This is a genomic window from Aeromonas sp. TS_SC_11, from assembly GCF_057318915.1.
The window spans coordinates 2,698,884-2,713,846 of the sequence record NZ_CM170470.1; the positions used below are offsets into that span (position 1 = coordinate 2,698,884).

General features: G+C 59.5%; 16 protein-coding genes. 11 read left to right on the plus strand and 5 right to left on the minus strand.

The window, feature by feature from the left end; translation table 11 throughout:
• The first annotated feature begins 80 nt into the window (after window positions 1-80).
• The 7 genes from AC1P02_RS12720 (at window position 81) to udp (ending at window position 6,370) form a co-directional block, all read left to right on the plus strand.
• Window positions 81-1,277: a hypothetical protein gene (locus tag AC1P02_RS12720; protein WP_485182385.1), complete on the plus strand. Its 1,197-nt coding sequence runs from the start codon at window positions 81-83 to the stop codon at window positions 1,275-1,277.
• 2 nt (window positions 1,278-1,279) lie between these two features.
• The gene (locus AC1P02_RS12725; protein ID WP_485182386.1) at window positions 1,280-2,410 is read left to right on the plus strand and encodes a LamG-like jellyroll fold domain-containing protein; all 1,131 of its coding nucleotides are present in this window, start codon (window positions 1,280-1,282) and stop codon (window positions 2,408-2,410) included.
• Window positions 2,411-2,420: 10 nt separating this feature from the next.
• Entirely contained in the window at window positions 2,421-2,825 is a 405-nt protein-coding gene (locus AC1P02_RS12730) for a hypothetical protein (RefSeq protein ID WP_125729433.1), read from the plus strand.
• A gap of 27 nt (window positions 2,826-2,852) precedes the next feature.
• Entirely contained in the window at window positions 2,853-3,356 is a 504-nt protein-coding gene (locus tag AC1P02_RS12735) for a hypothetical protein (protein ID WP_485182387.1), read from the plus strand.
• Window positions 3,356-4,792 carry a hypothetical protein gene (locus tag AC1P02_RS12740; RefSeq protein ID WP_485182388.1) on the plus strand — a complete coding sequence of 479 codons (1,437 nt, stop codon included), beginning with the start codon at window positions 3,356-3,358 and terminating at the stop codon, window positions 4,790-4,792. The genes AC1P02_RS12735 and AC1P02_RS12740 overlap by 1 nt, the downstream gene beginning before the upstream one ends.
• Complete coding sequence (locus AC1P02_RS12745) at window positions 4,789-5,013, plus strand: hypothetical protein (protein WP_290020259.1); 225 nt, start codon at window positions 4,789-4,791, stop codon at window positions 5,011-5,013. Before AC1P02_RS12740 ends, AC1P02_RS12745 begins: the two co-directional genes overlap by 4 nt.
• Before the next feature lie 601 nt (window positions 5,014-5,614).
• A complete protein-coding gene (gene udp / locus AC1P02_RS12750; protein WP_005312923.1) occupies window positions 5,615-6,370 on the plus strand; it encodes a uridine phosphorylase in 756 nt (251 codons plus the stop codon).
• Between the two features lie 141 nt (window positions 6,371-6,511).
• On the opposite strand, the gene AC1P02_RS12755 is transcribed toward udp, so the two are convergent.
• The gene (locus tag AC1P02_RS12755; RefSeq protein WP_170946581.1) at window positions 6,512-7,240 is read right to left on the minus strand and encodes an RluA family pseudouridine synthase; all 729 of its coding nucleotides are present in this window, start codon (window positions 7,238-7,240) and stop codon (window positions 6,512-6,514) included.
• A 175-nt stretch (window positions 7,241-7,415) separates the two neighbouring features.
• Here AC1P02_RS12755 and rihA point away from each other — a divergent pair, with 175 nt between their 5' ends.
• Complete coding sequence (gene rihA / locus AC1P02_RS12760) at window positions 7,416-8,351, plus strand: pyrimidine-specific ribonucleoside hydrolase RihA (protein WP_096119215.1); 936 nt, start codon at window positions 7,416-7,418, stop codon at window positions 8,349-8,351.
• Between the two features lie 33 nt (window positions 8,352-8,384).
• Entirely contained in the window at window positions 8,385-8,855 is a 471-nt protein-coding gene (locus AC1P02_RS12765; RefSeq protein ID WP_021137959.1) for a hypothetical protein, read from the plus strand.
• Window positions 8,856-8,964: 109 nt separating this feature from the next.
• Here AC1P02_RS12765 and AC1P02_RS12770 read toward each other — a convergent pair whose 3' ends face one another.
• The 3 genes from AC1P02_RS12770 to AC1P02_RS12780 all read right to left on the minus strand — a co-directional run bounded on the left by AC1P02_RS12770 (window position 8,965) and on the right by AC1P02_RS12780 (window position 11,588).
• The gene (locus tag AC1P02_RS12770) at window positions 8,965-9,261 is read right to left on the minus strand and encodes a winged helix-turn-helix domain-containing protein (protein WP_059167637.1); all 297 of its coding nucleotides are present in this window, start codon (window positions 9,259-9,261) and stop codon (window positions 8,965-8,967) included.
• Window positions 9,258-9,788 (minus strand): DUF1523 family protein, encoded by a 531-nt coding sequence (locus tag AC1P02_RS12775; RefSeq protein WP_005312938.1) that lies wholly within the window; start codon window positions 9,786-9,788, stop codon window positions 9,258-9,260. The genes AC1P02_RS12770 and AC1P02_RS12775 overlap by 4 nt, the downstream gene beginning before the upstream one ends.
• A gap of 177 nt (window positions 9,789-9,965) precedes the next feature.
• Window positions 9,966-11,588, minus strand: coding sequence for a methyl-accepting chemotaxis protein (locus tag AC1P02_RS12780; protein ID WP_485182389.1), 1,623 nt, complete (start codon window positions 11,586-11,588; stop codon window positions 9,966-9,968).
• 165 nt (window positions 11,589-11,753) lie between these two features.
• Here AC1P02_RS12780 and AC1P02_RS12785 point away from each other — a divergent pair, with 165 nt between their 5' ends.
• Window positions 11,754-12,386, plus strand: coding sequence for a LysE family translocator (locus tag AC1P02_RS12785; protein ID WP_021137956.1), 633 nt, complete (start codon window positions 11,754-11,756; stop codon window positions 12,384-12,386).
• Between the two features lie 363 nt (window positions 12,387-12,749).
• Window positions 12,750-13,541 carry a DUF1460 domain-containing protein gene (locus AC1P02_RS12790; RefSeq protein ID WP_427239521.1) on the plus strand — a complete coding sequence of 264 codons (792 nt, stop codon included), beginning with the start codon at window positions 12,750-12,752 and terminating at the stop codon, window positions 13,539-13,541.
• A 181-nt stretch (window positions 13,542-13,722) separates the two neighbouring features.
• Here AC1P02_RS12790 and AC1P02_RS12795 read toward each other — a convergent pair whose 3' ends face one another.
• A complete protein-coding gene (locus AC1P02_RS12795; protein ID WP_485182390.1) occupies window positions 13,723-14,931 on the minus strand; it encodes a cation:proton antiporter in 1,209 nt (402 codons plus the stop codon).
• Between the last annotated feature and the right edge of the window lie 32 nt (window positions 14,932-14,963).

Consider the following 14,963-nt stretch of genomic DNA (forward strand, 5'->3'; position numbering starts at 1 on the left):
TTGTAGAGAGCGCCCCACCCCTTTATTTTGCCGTGGGGCAGGACCTGACAGCCAGGGCCTCACTGATGGAGACTGACGCAATGGCTTATCCCGTGAAATGGTACGCGAGTGAAATGCAGGGCGCCCCGAGCCTGGGGGATACCGCCGATGGGGCGCTGGCTGCGCTGCTCAAGGCGGTCATGGTGACCGGCTTTGGCACCCTTACCATCAACGCACTGGCCTGGGATGCAGCCAAGGGCTGGGCGGTGGCTACCTTCTCCGGTGGTCATGCCTACCTGCAAGACTCTGTGGTTGAGGTTGGCGGGGTGAGCCCTGCGGCCTACAACGGTGAGCATCGAGTGATGCAGGTCAGCAGCACCCAGGTGTGGTTCGAGCTGGATGCCGGGGAGCCGGGGGCGTCGGGGTCTGGCGCGGCCATGACCATGAAGGTGGCGCCGCTCGGTTGGACCATCACCCACGAGAGCGGTGACGGCAAGGTGTTCATCATCAAGCCGACCAACGTCAGCGAGTCGGGCAATGTGAGCCTTCGTATCGACAACACCGCTTTCAGCGGCTGGACCGGCACCAGTAACGCCTATCTGGCCAAGGTGTTCATGGTCGAGGATGTGGTGGACATCAACACCTATACCACTATCTATGAGGCCCGCTGGCCGGCGACCAAGCGCTATTCCAATGGTCGTTGGGATCTCATCGGTGACAGCCAGCTGTTCTATTTCTTGCCAGCCTATGCCTTGGCCAACTACCAGTTCATCTATAGCTTTGGCTACCTCAAGTCGGTGCGGCCGGGGGATCGCTATCATGCGGTGTTGAACTGGTATCCAACCACATCAGCCAGCGATACAAGCAGAATGTGGTCGAATGGTGCAGGCAACAACAGCAGTAGCTATGGCAATCCCTATCCGGTGTTCGATAACACCTCACACAAAACGATTGCTCGTCCTTACCATCAGCTGTTTGGCTCCACGCCCTGGTGGCAGAAAGGCTTGTTTGGTGTGTTTGGCTCTGGCCTGCCCATTCCCAACGGCCCTGACAACGGTTTTTATCTCTCCACCGACCCCATCATGGTGCTGGAGTCGGGCAACCATCTCCGGGGTTATCAGCCTGGCTTGATCGTGCCATATGGTTCACCGGCGGCATGGGATAGAAAGAACTTCCGGGACTTGCCAGCGATACCCGACAAGGTGACCCGCTTTATTCTGGTGGGGTATGTGGAGTCGCAGCAAACAGCAGGCCAGCGCGGTCTGATGGGGTTTGATTTGACCGGCCCCTGGAGGTAGTCATGACAACGCTCTATGACACCATCAAAGCGGCCAATCCCATCGCATTCTGGCCGCTGGCCGACAATCAGGACCATAGCGGTAACGGCCGCCATTTGGCGGCCCATGGTACGCCATCATTTGGCCAGGGTCCGATGAACAGCGATCTGCGGCCTTCAATGCTGACCGGTAATGTCAATGCGGTGCTACGGATAGCGCAAGCCACTTTGCCAAAAATAGTGGCCATTGAGGGGTGGTTCAGGCTGGCGGGGGCAAAAGACGGGGGCGCTTACAGCACGGTGTTTGGCGTCAATCAGCCGCTTACTGGGTTCGATAATCGCTACATGATTATTTACCAGGACACCTTGCAGTTTTGTTCGTACCAAAATATCAACCCACCCCTCACAACGACTATTTATCCGTCAGCGTTAACTTGGGAAACCCTGTCATTCGGTGCCCATCATGTAGTGATGCAGTATGAAGCCGCTACCGCCAGCACCCGGATTTATATCGATGGGGTGCTGGATGCCGGCATGACGGTGCCGTTTGATATGTTCTTGCAGTTGGCCAACACCTATCTGGTGCTGGGTGGCTATTACTTCAATGGCACAACCAATGGTAATTGTCAGCTGTCCCATGTGGCCATCTATGACCGCATCCTGACGGCCGGTGAGATCGCCGAGCGCCAGACCTACTCTCGGGGTGAGCCGGTCATCAAGTCGGTCAGCCTCACCGCTACCCCCGCCAACCAAGAGCCCCGCAGCCAGTTCCAGCCGCAGGATGTGGCCTGGAGTGGCACCCCGCAGCTCTATCCAGGGCCGGTCAACGTGCAACAGATGAGCCAGTCCATTGTCTGCAAGGGACATGACTATTTCTGGGTCCGTGATGGGTTACAGAACGTGGCTCAGGGTTACATCAGCAACCGGGTGACCATCAACGGGGAGGGGGTCAGGCGCCGGGTACTCTGCTTTAGCCAGGATGGGTATCTGGTGGCGGAAACCTACAGCAGTGCGGCCGATGGGGTCTACCGGTTCGATCACCTCTGGTTGAACCGGCGTTACATGCTGGTCGCCCAGGACGATCCCGCCTTTGGCCCGGCCGATTACAACGCCGTGGCGGCTGACTACCAAGCCCCGACTCCTTACATCGTCTAGCGAGGTTTCCATGCTCAAGTTCCACGACTCGGTGCGCACCGCCCGCGCCCAGATACTGGCCGACGCCATCGACCAGGGCAGTGCCGCCCCGGCCACCTTCAAGATCTACGGTGGCAGCCGCCCCGCAGTGGGTGCTGCCATCACCGACCAGCCGTTGCTGGTCACGCTGCAGTTCCAGCTGCCATGTGCCCAGTCGGTGACCGGTGGGGTGCTGACCCTCAAGCCGCTGGCCGAGCAGATGGCCACCGGATCCGGTGCTCCCACCTGGGGGCGCTTTGCCAATCGGGATGGTGACTTTGTGGCGGATCTCGACGTGGGGCCACCCGGTAGTGGCGCCGATCTGGAGATCCCCACCAACGAGCTGTTTACCGGGGCCCTGGTGCGCATCAACACCGCCACCCTCACCGAACCGTAAGCCAAGACCTAACCACCGGAGCCACCTATGGCCAGAAAGGATGCGGCGCTTGAACTGCGCAAGGCGCGCCAGAACAACGGCAATCTGGAGCTGAACCAGGCCGAGGTGGTGCGCTATGAGGCGGTGCTGCAGGGCACCTCCTTGCCGCCTGTGCTGGCCTGTTCGTCCGGGCTGGTGTTGCCCGCTGTGCTGGCGGGCCAGATAGCCGCGCCCGCACTGGCTGTCGATGTGGGGCTCATCTTCCAGGGCTCGCTGGCCAGCACCCTCCCGGCTGCCGTGGCCGAGTTCCGGGGCACCATCGTCATCGAGTGCGCCATGGCCGTGACCACCGAGCCGGTGATCCACGACTTTGATGCCGGTTATGACGTGAACGTGTTCCGGGGGCCGAGCCATGCCAGCGCCAGTGATTGGGGGCGGGCGGATCTGGTGAGCGGTGGGGTGGCCAGTGATTGGCAACGTCCCGCCATTGAGCGCGCCACTTGCGCCACTGACTGGCAGGAAGCCGCGCCGTTGTCGAGCACGGGGATCTGATGCCACCCCGCTATGAGCTGAACCGAGGGGTGTTTGAGGAAGGGGCACCGCTGGGTCATGCCCATGGCCAACAGGTTGACAACCTGCCCCCTGGCCATGCTGCTATCCGTTCGCTGTGGGTGGAGGGGGAACATGTCGGCCGCTGGCAGTTAAGCGGCTATCGCAACCCGCCGCGCTTTGATCAGGTGTGGCAGGCCGACCAGTGGCAGGAAGGGGCCAAGCTGGGCAAGGTCATCGGTGGCCAGCGCTGGCAGTTGGGGGCCTCGCTGCACCTGCACTGGCTGGATGGTTGGGACGAGGCCATGCTGCCCCCGTGGGGCACAAGCCCGCCACCCAAGCCGCCGATCACCCCTGAGCGCCCGGACAAGCGCACCAAGACACTGGCGTTCGGCCGCCAGCGTGGCGATGCCGGACTGGAGTTTGTCTGGCACGGGCAAGACGCCCGCATCGTTATCCCGACCCGGAGGATTTATCTGGTGAGTAACACAGCAAGCATTGTGCGCGTGCGCGATGGCCTCGACATCCCGGCCACCGCACTGAATATCGAGCTCGACACCGACTCCTGGGCCTGGCAGTTCAGTGCCCAGATCCCGCGCATTGCGGCGGCGGCTCTGACCGATGAGGAAGAGGTGAGCATCCACATCAACGGCCAGCAGTGGGAGTGCGTGTGCGATGGCTGGCAGTCAAGCCAAAGCTTTGCCCGCGAGTCGGCCACCCTGACCGGCCGCTCTCGCACTGCCTACCTGTCGCCGACCCATGTATTGGCGCAAGCGGTGAGCGAGAGTGCGGCGGCCACCATGGCCCAGTTGGCGGCGGCCGTGCTGCCGTTTGGCTGGACACTGGAGTGGCAGGCGGCGGATTGGCTGGTACCGGCTGGGTTCTTCAGCCTGGACAACCAGACGCCGATCGAGGTGATCAAGTACCTGGCCGAGGCGGCCGGTGGCTTTGTGCTGCCACACCAACGCAACCGGCACCTGGTCATCAAGCCGCGTTATTCCACTGTGCCCTGGCAGCTTGAGACGGCGCTGGCTGATGTGGCTATCCCCCGCGCCATCATCACCACTCTGGGCAGTGACTTCCAGCCAGGGCAGGCGGCAAACGGTATCTGGGTCAGCGGTGGTCATCAGGGGATCAGTGCGCGGGTGGTGCGGCAAGGCTCTGCGGGCGAGCAACTGGCCCAGAGCATTACCCATCCGCTGGTGTGCGATGTGGTGGCGGCCCGCGCCCAGGGCGTGGTGGGGCTGGCCAGGACCATGCCCAAGCGCACCCAGACCATTGAGTTGCCGTTGTCTGCAGATACGGGTCTCATCCTGCCGGGGGCCTTGCTCGCGGTGGATGGCTGGAAGGGATACAACCGGGGTGTCAGGGTCTCTGCTGCGTTGCAGAACATGGCCATGACGGTGCGCCAGCAATTGAGCGTGGAGCGATTTGTATGAACCTGTTCAAACGATTCCTGGAGCTAGTACCCGGTGCCGACCCGCTGCTGGTCGGTACCGTTACAGCCATGACCAGTACCACGACCACCCTGGATACGCTGGCGGGGGGCTCCGTCACAGTGCGCGGTGTCGGGGTAGCCATCGGCAAGAAGGCATTTTACAGGGGAGGGGAGCTTGCAGGAGAGGCGCCGGACTTACCGACCTATGAAATAGAGGTTTAAAGCCGGTTTAACGGGCTTATCAAACTAGGCGACTCCTGTGCCATCAAGTTTGATAAAAGTACCAAGGGTGAGGTTTTTCGTTTTAGGCAGACAGATTTTTCATTTTTCGCGGCGGGCTACACATAACCCTTGATATCGGCCGCTGCCTCTTGCAGACAGCCCGCTCCCATCAGGTTGATTGCGGGAATATAGAACTTGAATGTCGCCATGATGGACTCCGTATGATTAGCCATTAAGTGGTATGCGGACGTCAAAATAGCATCGTCAGTGGGGATGAAAAGGGGTCAATGGTATCCTGTTTGCAACTTTATGGACTCGATCACGTACCGATAAACCGGGGCGAGACAGGGATTGACAAGGCCGATTGCCCCTTTCTTGGCAGAAAAACGTTTTTCAAGAAATTCATCAAGTTAGCAAACGTTTTGCTCTGGATTTGTCACTTTCAATGCGTGGAAGTGTGAGGTGCTTCAAGGAATTGGAAAGCGCTTTCGACCATAGTTGGCGCCTCCCCAGAGAGGGGAGTGAAGGTTTGAAAGTACCATCAAGAATCATCTTAACTTGCGCCCTGACCATGTCGGCCGGGAGCAACCAGGAGTCCACTATGTCTGATGTTTTTCACTTGGGTTTGAAGAAAGCTGATCTGCAAGGCGCCACCCTGGCGATCGTCCCCGGTGACCCCGAGCGCGTCAAGCGCATCGCAGAGCTGTTGGATAACCCGGTGCACCTGGCCAGCCATCGTGAGTTCACTACCTGGCGCGGCGAGATGGACGGCAAGGCCGTGATCATCTGCTCTACCGGTATCGGTGGCCCGTCCACCTCCATCGCGGTAGAAGAGCTGGCCCAGCTGGGTATCAATACTTTCCTGCGTATCGGCACCACAGGCGCCATCCAGCCGCACCTGAACGTGGGCGATGTGATCGTGACTACCGGTTCCGTGCGCCTTGACGGTGCCAGCTTGCACTTTGCACCCATGGAGTTCCCGGCTGTTGCCGACTTCGACTGCACCACGGCACTGGTCAACACTGCCAAAGAGATGGGCTCCAAGCTGCACATCGGTGTGACTGCTTCTTCTGATACCTTCTACCCGGGTCAGGAGCGTTACGACACCGTATCCGGCCGCGTAGTGAGCCGTTTCCAGGGTTCCATGAAAGAGTGGCAAGCCATGGGCGTGCTGAACTATGAGATGGAATCTGCCACCCTGCTGACCATGTGCACCAGCCAGGGCCTGCGTGCCGGTATGGTAGCCGGTGTTATCGTCAACCGTACCCAGCAGGAAATCCCGAACGCCGAAACCATGGCGAGAACCGAATCTGATGCCATCAAGATCGTGCTGGGCGCCGCCCGCAAGCTGATCTGATAGCCACACCGAGTGGGGGGTGGGGGCCGTTGCGAAAGCACGGCCCCTATCTTTTATCTGCCGTTTTTCCCCTGTTGGTCCTCTGTTTCCTCTCTTGTTGCCTTCGCCTGTTCTCACACCCCGTCTTGATGCCGCGTCTCGCTAGAAGGGGCTGGCACATCTGACCGCCATCAGCTCGCCACTCACCGGATGCACCAAATCCAGCTCGCTGGCATGCAGCATCAGCCGTGGCGTCAGCTCAGTACCTGGCAGTACAAGACCGCCGTAGAGATCGCAGCCGAGGATGGGGTGACCCAGCAGCTGGCAGTGGATGCGCAGTTGATGGGTGCGCCCCGTCTCCGGCACCAGCCGCACGCGTGTCAATGGCACGGTCTGACTTTGCATCTGTGGTTCCAGCCGCTTAATGATCTCATAGCGGGAGCGAGCAGGTTTGCCGCTGGCGGCGCAGATCTTCATCAGCGGGAAGAGAGCGGGATCCTTGGCGATAGGGGCATCGATCACCCCCTCATCGTCAGCCAGATGGCCGCACAGCAGGGCGCTGTAGGCCTTGCTCACTACCCGCTGGCTGAACTGCTGGCAGAGCAGGGCATTGATGGCCTTGTTTTTGGCCACCACCATGAGACCTGAGGTACCAAAATCGAGGCGATGCACCAGGGTGCAGCCGGGATAATCTTGCACCAGCCGGTAGTGGACCGAGTCAAGGTTCTGCGGGTTCTTGCCCGACAGACTGAGCAGGCCGCTCGGCTTGTTGATCAGCAGCAGGTGCTCATCTTCAAACAGGATTTCGATGGCAGCCTCGCAGGGCGGGGCGATGAAGGTATCGACGATGACGGACATAGGGCACACGGGCTGGAAACGGGGGGCGATCATACTCGAACCGGCTGCGCGGGGCGAATCGAGGGTGAGCCGCCGACGGCCATTACGGCGAGTTTGACAGCAACTGCTTGATAAGATGGGCTGAGTCCGTTTTGTGACTCCCTCCCGAGTTAATCTCGTCACGGGTTGTTAAGGTATGGTTCCCCGTCATGTTGCAAGGAGTCTGTCCATGGCATTGCCCGTTATTCTCGATTGTGATCCCGGCCACGATGATGCCATCGCCCTCATACTGGCGCTGGCGAGTCCCGAACTCAAGGTGCTGGCGGTCACCACCAGTGCTGGCAATCAGACACAGGAGAAGACCCTCAACAATGCCCTGCGCATTCTCACTCTGCTCGGCCGTGACGACATCCCGGTGGCGGCGGGGGCGCCCAAACCGCTGATGCGCGAGCTCATCATAGCCGACAACGTCCACGGCGAGTCAGGCCTCGATGGCCCCACATTGCCGGATCCCGCCTTTGCGCCCCAGGCCATGACGGGCCTCGAATTGATGGCCAAATGCCTGCGCGAGAGTCCGGAGCCCGTGACCCTGGTGCCGACCGGCCCGCTCACCAATATCGCCTTGCTGCTGGCGGCGCATCCCGAGCTCAAACCCAAGATTGCCCGCATCGTATTGATGGGGGGCGCAGCAGGGGCGGGCAACTGGACCCCGGCGGCGGAATTCAATATTTATGTGGACCCGGAAGCGGCCGATATGGTGTTCAAGTCAGGCATCCCCATCACAATGTGCGGGCTGGATGTGACCCACGAGGCGCAGGTGATGGACGAGGACATAGCGCGGGTACGCACCATCACCAATCCGGTGGCCCAGTGCGTGGCCGGGCTGCTCGACTTCTTCATGATCTACCACCGGGATCCCAAGTGGGGATTTGCTGGCGCGCCGCTGCACGACCCCTGTACCATTGCCTGGTTGCTGGCCCCCGAGCTGTTCCACGGGGTCGAGTGCCGGGTTGATATCGAAACCAGAGGTGAGCATACCGTGGGGATGACGGTGGTGGATCGCTATGGCCTGACCGGCAAACCGGCCAATGCGCTGGTGCTGCTGGGACTGGATCGCCCGGGTTTTATCGACTTGCTGGTCGAGCGACTGCGGTTTTTTGGCTGACGGCCATTGCACTATTGAGAGAAGGGACGGGAAATGTACAAAGCGTCGCTGGCACTGCTGGCCGGGTTGCAATTGACGGCCTGCTCCACGCCGTTCGAATCCATGTGGCAGGGGTTGGCGACCTGCGATCTCGACCATCTCTACCTCGACAGCGAGACCGGCGAGCCGGCCCACCCTCAGCTCAAGCACTTCACCCCCTACAAGGTGACGGACGGGTTTGCCTGGTACAAGACCCATGAAGAGTTGCATGGTCTGCCCATCAGTGGCTTTCTCATCCCCTCGTCCACTTTCGAAGTGCACGCCCTGTTTGTGGACACCCCCATCGCCAATGCACGCAGGCTGACCCACAATGCCTATGGCAGCGAGTTTGCCGACGAGCAGAAGCACAATGAGGGATTGGCCCCCTTGTTGCTGCGCGACCCCAACAACCCCAAGCGCTCCATCATCGACTGCACCCAGGCTGAGACCCAGGAACCGCTGCCGGAAGAGCCCTTCCCGGAGTAAGTCGTTTCCGCGTGCCGAGACCTGTGTCTGCCCGGGCAATATAAAAAGAGGCCAGCCTTGCGGCTGGCCTCTGTTGATCGTCACAGGTGCGATAGTGTTCTGTCAGTCGTTATGGATAACCCAGCGTTTGCTTGATTACGGGCAACTGTGCCTTGATCCAGGCCGGATTGATGGGACCCCAGTCGCTGATGCGATAGTGCCCCTGCAGGTGGCGCGCCCCTTCCGTCTGCTCGAAGCCGCAGCTGATATCGAGATCAGCCAGTGCCGCCAGCGTGTCCTGGGCGGTACGCCGTGGCATGCCGGTGGCCGCCATGATGGCCGGGATTGTGTCCGTGCCGCTGCTTATCAGCCAGGCAACGTAAAGCCGTCGGTAGAAACTGGTGCGAGTCTTGCTCGGCTCTGTCATATCTCGTCCTCGAGCCGGTCGAAGTAGCGCCAGGTCGCGATGGCGGCTTTACCCATCACCAGTGCCCAGATACCGAACCAGAACCAGCGGAAGAAACTCCAGGTGGAGGCCTCAGGACCCGTACTCTCTATCTTGGTGACGTTGGGGAACATGGTGAACATGTTCACGCGCCAGCCGTAGGAGGTAATGATGGCCAGACGCTTCTCGAACTCCATGGACTTGGCTTTTGCCTGCACATCGGCCGCGTTGAACTTGAAGTAGAAAGGCCAGCCCCAGCCGGTATCTTCATTGCGAAATACCCGGATCTGTTCGCCCGGGCGTTCGGTATAGATGTAGTAGACATCCGTGGTGGGACCGTCAGCCGGGTTTTTCTGGCTGATGGGGCCATCCTTGTCGGTGCGCTTCACTTCCACCCCTGTGATGGTGGCTATGGTGTGCTCCGGCAGGTAGTAGTCGAGCCAGATGGCGGAGACGAGGGCGATGAGGCCCAGGCCGATGAAGGCCGGTTTCTTGAAATGCAGCTTCATGGTGATCTCATGTGAGGGGAAGTGACGTGCCTCTACCATACTCACATTTGGGGCGACAGCCCAGCCCCCAATGAAGCCACATTATAAAAAAGCCGTTTAAAACAATAACAAATGTGTCCATTCATTAACACAAAGGCCCCGCTTGCGGGGCCTTTGTGTCGATCGCGCAAGCGGACGTCACAACTGGAACTGGGCCAGCTGTTTGCGCTGCTGCTCGGCGAGCTGTGACAGTTCGTGACTGGCGGCGGCACTCTGGCTGATGCCGGCCACACTCTGGTTCACTATTTCGTAAATATTGGTGATGTTGCGGTTGATGTCGGCGGTGACGCACGACTGCTCTTCGGCGGCGGTGGCCACCTGGGCATTGGCCCCATTGATCTGGTTGACCGCCTCCGTGATGCCACCGAGCAGCGCCTGCACCTCGCCGGAGAGCTGCTGGTTGTGCTCAAGGATGGTGAGGGTCTCCTGCATGCCGTTGTTGGCGGATTGGGACTGGCTCTGCAACTGCTCAATGATGGTCTGGATCTCTTTTGTGGAGTCCTGCGTGCGGGCCGCCAGCAGGCGTACCTCGTCGGCCACGACCGCGAAGCCGCGACCGGTTTCGCCGGCGCGAGCAGCCTCGATGGCGGCATTCAGGGCCAGCAGGTTGGTCTGCTCCGAGATGCTCTGGATCACTTCGATCACCTTGCCGATCTGCTCGGACTGGGACTTGAGGCGCGCCACTACGGCGGCGGCGCTCTCCAGGCTGCCCGCCATGCGGCTGTTGGCAGCGATACTCTCCGCAAACAGAGCCAGCCCTTGTTCGACCCGGCTATTGGCATCCCGCGCCAGCCCATCTGCCAGGGCGGCGTTGTGGTTGACGTTGTCGGCCGTGCTGGCCAGCTCGGTCACGGCGGAGGCTACCTGTTCTGTCTCGCTGCGCTGCTGCTGGGCATTGGACTCGGACTGGGTCATGACGGCGGCGAGCTCGGTGGCGGCAGAGGCCACGTTGCCGCTGATACCGGTCAGGGTATGGATTGTGCTGCCAAGCTGGGTCAGTGTCTGGTTGATGTCTTTGGCCAGCTGGCTCAGTTCATTGCTGCCATCGGCGTTGGCCCGCACGTTGAAGCGCCCCTGGGCGACGGCGCGCATCACCTCCTGCAACTGGCCTATGGGGCGGACTATCTGGCCGGACAACCACCAGCCACCGAGCAGTGCCGCTATCAGGGTGGCACTCATCATCAGCAGGGTTCGCAACAGGGTGGCGTTGTAGTGCGCCTCTTCCTCGGCAATTTCGGTCTGGATCAGCTGGTTGATGCGCGCTGACATGGTGTCGATCTGCTTGATCAACTGCTCCCCCAGCTCACGAAAACGCAGCCGTGACTGCTCGTAGGCGGCGGCATCGCCACCTCCTTGATGTTTCTGGGCCAGCAGCGGCAGCATGTTGTTGCGGGTGTGGCCGAGATAAGTCTGCAGGGCTGCGGCCACCTGGCTGTTGTCCTGCTCGGCACCTGTGATCACCAGTCGGGACAAGATGGTCCCTATTTCCTGTTCCGCCGCATTGAGATCGTTTGGCAACTGGGCGAAGCGCGCCGGATCGTACAGGCCATAGATGGCGTTGGTGCGCATCCGGTAGGTGGCGTGGATCAGGGCTGCGATGTCGTCCTTGTGGCGCGTCACGCTGGTGGTGGTCTGGTTCATGTCCGCAATGGCGCTGTCTATCTCCTGCTTGCTGATCCCGGCCATCAGGACCATCAAGAGGCTGGCGAGCAGGAGTGGAACAAGCACTTGAAGACGGATGGACAGGTTACTCAACGACATGGCAGGTCCTAACCCAAAAGAGGAGTGAGGCGGCATATTACACAGGCGCGACAACTATTGTCACAGGGTTTTTATTGCTGAAATCATGCTGAACGAAAAGGTTTTTTCTTGTGTTAAAAGAGTGTGATAGGCAAGATCTCAAGCTTGTTACCATGGAGGTGTAGTGTGTCCGACTGGATTGATCCCGCGATTCTGGCGCTGTTTGTGCCTACGTTCTTTTTTGTCTCTGTTACCCCCGGCATGTGCATGACGCTGGCGATGACCCTCGGCATGAGTCTGGGGGTGCGCCGTACCCTCCACATGATGTGGGGTGAACTGGTTGGGGTCGCGCTGGTCTCTGTGCTGTCGGTGATCGGGGTGGCGGCCGTCATGCTCAACTATCCAGCGCTCTTCTCTGCCTTCAAATACGTGGGTGGCGCCTATCTCATCTGGCTCGGCATCCAGATGTGGCAGGCCAAAGGCAAGATGGCCATACCGGCGGATCTGTCGGCCGGACAGGAGACACGCCCCCTTGGTCTGGCCATGCAGGGTTTTGTCACTGCCATCGCCAATCCCAAGGGGTGGGCCTTTATGGTCTCCCTGCTGCCTCCTTTCATCAATGCAGCCAAGCCGATGACGCCCCAGATCAGTGCCCTGGTGGCCCTGATCCTGGTGATCGAGTTCTCCTGTCTGCTGCTCTACGCGGGCGGTGGCCGTACCCTGCGCCACTTCCTCGCCAAGAGCGGCAATGTGACCCTGATGAACCGGATCGCCGGTTCCCTGATGTTCGGTGTCGGTGTCTGGCTGGCGCTCGGCTGAGTGCCTGTCGGCCAGTGAACGCAGTCCTGTGATGGGGCGGGTAACGAGTCTCGTCAGGCAGTGACAGCAAGGCCATGACGAGCAACGAAAACCAAGAACGAACGCCAACAGAGAAGCCTCGGCCGCGTCGGGGCTTCTCTGTTTGGTCGCCATCGAGGTTATTTTCCACCAGCGAGTATTCATACCAGAGTGAGCCTGTATCAGGCCAATATCTGGCGAGTCGGGTACATTTACTTACATTTTTTTTGTTTTCAATCGTCCCTTAATTCATCAGTCTCGAATGGCATTAGATGCATATTGTCGACTCTGTTCGCGACAGGGGTACCCCCTGCAGCTCGTTTTTATGGTCAAGGATGGTACTCAATGGTGAAGGTTATAGGCGCCGCTTTGCTCGCTTTTTCTGGCGGGGTTGCGGCCGGCAACGGGAAAAACCTGGATTTTTACAATATAAAGGAGCAGCAACTCACCAGGATGTTTGCTCAACATCAGAATGTGGCACCGGGTCAGTCAATAAAGGATTTCTCGCAACTGTTTCTCGAGAATCCTTATGTTGCCAATCGGCTGGTGGGATCGAGCGACCAGCAGGAAAAACTGGTGGTGGATTTTGGTGAGCTGGATTGCTTCACCTATCTGGATTACGTTGAGTCACTGCGACACTCAACGAGTGTGCATAATTTCATCGAGAATGTCATGTACACTCGTTATGTAAATGGTGAAGTCAACTACCTGACTAGAAAGCATTTTTTCTCTGATTGGGTCCATGGTGGCAATCAGGTGAAGGATGTGACCCATCTGGTCGGCAACTATGTGGTGACCGCCGCCAAAGTATTGAATCAAAAAGAAGATGGCAGTCACTATATTCCGGGGCTGGCGGTGAAGAACCGCGACATCACTTATATTCCAGGTGATCGCGTGGACGAAGACATGCTGAGCTTGCTGGAAGATGGCGATTATATCGGTATCTATACCAATATTGCCGGTCTGGATGTGACCCATACCGGTATTTTCATTCGGGGGGAAAATGGCCCCGTACTTCGCAATGCCTCTTCTGTTTCGACGAATATGAAGGTAGTGGATTCGCCTTTTATTGACTATGTGAAAAACAAGCCGGGCATTCTGGTTTACCGCGCAACAGAGGGCAATATCCGGTCATGATGGGGGCGGCCACAAGGGGACCAAATCAGCCTCGATTGCCATGGCACCTTGAAATACGCCGCTCATACATGTCTTGATCTATCCACAATACCCCCAGTCCTGACTGGGGGTATTGTTTTATACCGCAATGGCGATGAGGTTGTTTATCCCCTCTGCCATACCTTTGGCCACTGTCGGGTATTTACGCCGTCTTGAAGCGCCTGACCCAGGGGTTGGCACTGATACCGTGCAAGATGACGCTCAGTATGATGGTGCAAAGCACAGTGGCTATGATGGGTTCTTGTCCCAGCAGCGCGGGCTCGTGTTGCAACACCATGACGGCAAAGACAATGCTGGCGAGCCCCCTTGGTCCGAACCATCCGATGAAGAGTATCAACTCGGGTTTTAGTCCTGTCCCCAGCAGGCTCAGCCAGACCGGCAACATGCGCAGCAGGGTCAGGCTGGCGACGGCATAGAGCCAGTATTGCCAGTGCAGCAGATCCGGCAGCATGGGCATCAGGGTGGCGCCGAACACCATCCAGATCACCACGGAGAGCAGGTCCCCATACCCTTCGCAGCTATCCATGTAAGCGTGTTTGTGCTCCCCCAGTCTGCGGCCCATCAAGAGACCCCCGACGAAGGCGGCGATAAAACCGCTGCCCCCCAGGGTCTGGGCAAGCGCAAAGCAGAGCAGAGCCAGCCCCGGCATGGTGAGCTGGCGCCAGAGCGGCAGTTGCCAGCCGTTGAGGTAGGAGGTTTTCAGCAGCCGTATGGTGAGGCTGGTGAGCACCAGGGCCACCAGCAGGCCTATGCCTATCTCTTCCAGCAGCAAGGTCATGGCCAGCATGCCCGTGCCGGCGTGTTGTTCGGTGGGGGCGATGAGGGCGAGCAGCAGCAAGAGCACTGGCACGCAGATACCGTCGTTGAGACCGCTCTCCTGATTGAGCCCCTCCCTGATGGGCGCGGGCACGGCCGGATTGCTGACCACGGCCTTGCCGAGCGCCGCATCTGTGGGGGCGAGAATGGTGGAGAGGATGGCCAGCTCCAGCAGCGGCAGATCCGGGTAGAGCCAGAGGCCGAACAGGGTGCCCCCCAGCAGGGTGAGTGGCAGGCCGATGAGCAGCAATCGTATGGGGAGGGCGCGGTTGGCTGCCAATACTTGCCAGTTGGTGTTGGCGGCGTCATTGAACAGCACTATGACCAGGGTGAGCTCTGCCAGCAGCTTTATGCCCTCGCTGTCGACCGAGAGTGACATCAGACCGAGCCCGCCTGGCCCCAGCAGCCAGCCCATCAGCAGGAACAGCAAGGGGCCATTGATCAATCTGGATTCGAAGCGACCTGCGATCAGGCTGTAGATCAGCAAGAAGGCGGCAAGCACCGCCAGGTTCTGGTAGATCAGGGATGCGTCCATGTAGCCTCCTGTGGCATCTGGCGTGGCTTGTC

Coding starts and splice junctions, on each gene's coding strand:
- AC1P02_RS12720 (WP_485182385.1), top strand. CDS start 81: ATGGCTTATCCCGTGAAATGGTACGCGAGTGAAATGCAGGGCGCCCCG.
- AC1P02_RS12730 (WP_125729433.1), top strand. CDS start 2,421: ATGCTCAAGTTCCACGACTCGGTGCGCACCGCCCGCGCCCAGATACTG.
- AC1P02_RS12765 (WP_021137959.1), top strand. CDS start 8,385: ATGTACAAAGCGTCGCTGGCACTGCTGGCCGGGTTGCAATTGACGGCC.
- rihA (WP_096119215.1), top strand. CDS start 7,416: ATGGCATTGCCCGTTATTCTCGATTGTGATCCCGGCCACGATGATGCC.
- AC1P02_RS12725 (WP_485182386.1), top strand. CDS start 1,280: ATGACAACGCTCTATGACACCATCAAAGCGGCCAATCCCATCGCATTC.
- AC1P02_RS12735 (WP_485182387.1), top strand. CDS start 2,853: ATGGCCAGAAAGGATGCGGCGCTTGAACTGCGCAAGGCGCGCCAGAAC.
- udp (WP_005312923.1), top strand. CDS start 5,615: ATGTCTGATGTTTTTCACTTGGGTTTGAAGAAAGCTGATCTGCAAGGC.
- AC1P02_RS12740 (WP_485182388.1), top strand. CDS start 3,356: ATGCCACCCCGCTATGAGCTGAACCGAGGGGTGTTTGAGGAAGGGGCA.
- AC1P02_RS12780 (WP_485182389.1), bottom strand. CDS start 11,588: ATGTCGTTGAGTAACCTGTCCATCCGTCTTCAAGTGCTTGTTCCACTC.
- AC1P02_RS12770 (WP_059167637.1), bottom strand. CDS start 9,261: ATGACAGAGCCGAGCAAGACTCGCACCAGTTTCTACCGACGGCTTTAC.
- AC1P02_RS12745 (WP_290020259.1), top strand. CDS start 4,789: ATGAACCTGTTCAAACGATTCCTGGAGCTAGTACCCGGTGCCGACCCG.
- AC1P02_RS12775 (WP_005312938.1), bottom strand. CDS start 9,788: ATGAAGCTGCATTTCAAGAAACCGGCCTTCATCGGCCTGGGCCTCATC.
- AC1P02_RS12795 (WP_485182390.1), bottom strand. CDS start 14,931: ATGGACGCATCCCTGATCTACCAGAACCTGGCGGTGCTTGCCGCCTTC.
- AC1P02_RS12755 (WP_170946581.1), bottom strand. CDS start 7,240: ATGATCGCCCCCCGTTTCCAGCCCGTGTGCCCTATGTCCGTCATCGTC.
- AC1P02_RS12790 (WP_427239521.1), top strand. CDS start 12,750: ATGGTGAAGGTTATAGGCGCCGCTTTGCTCGCTTTTTCTGGCGGGGTT.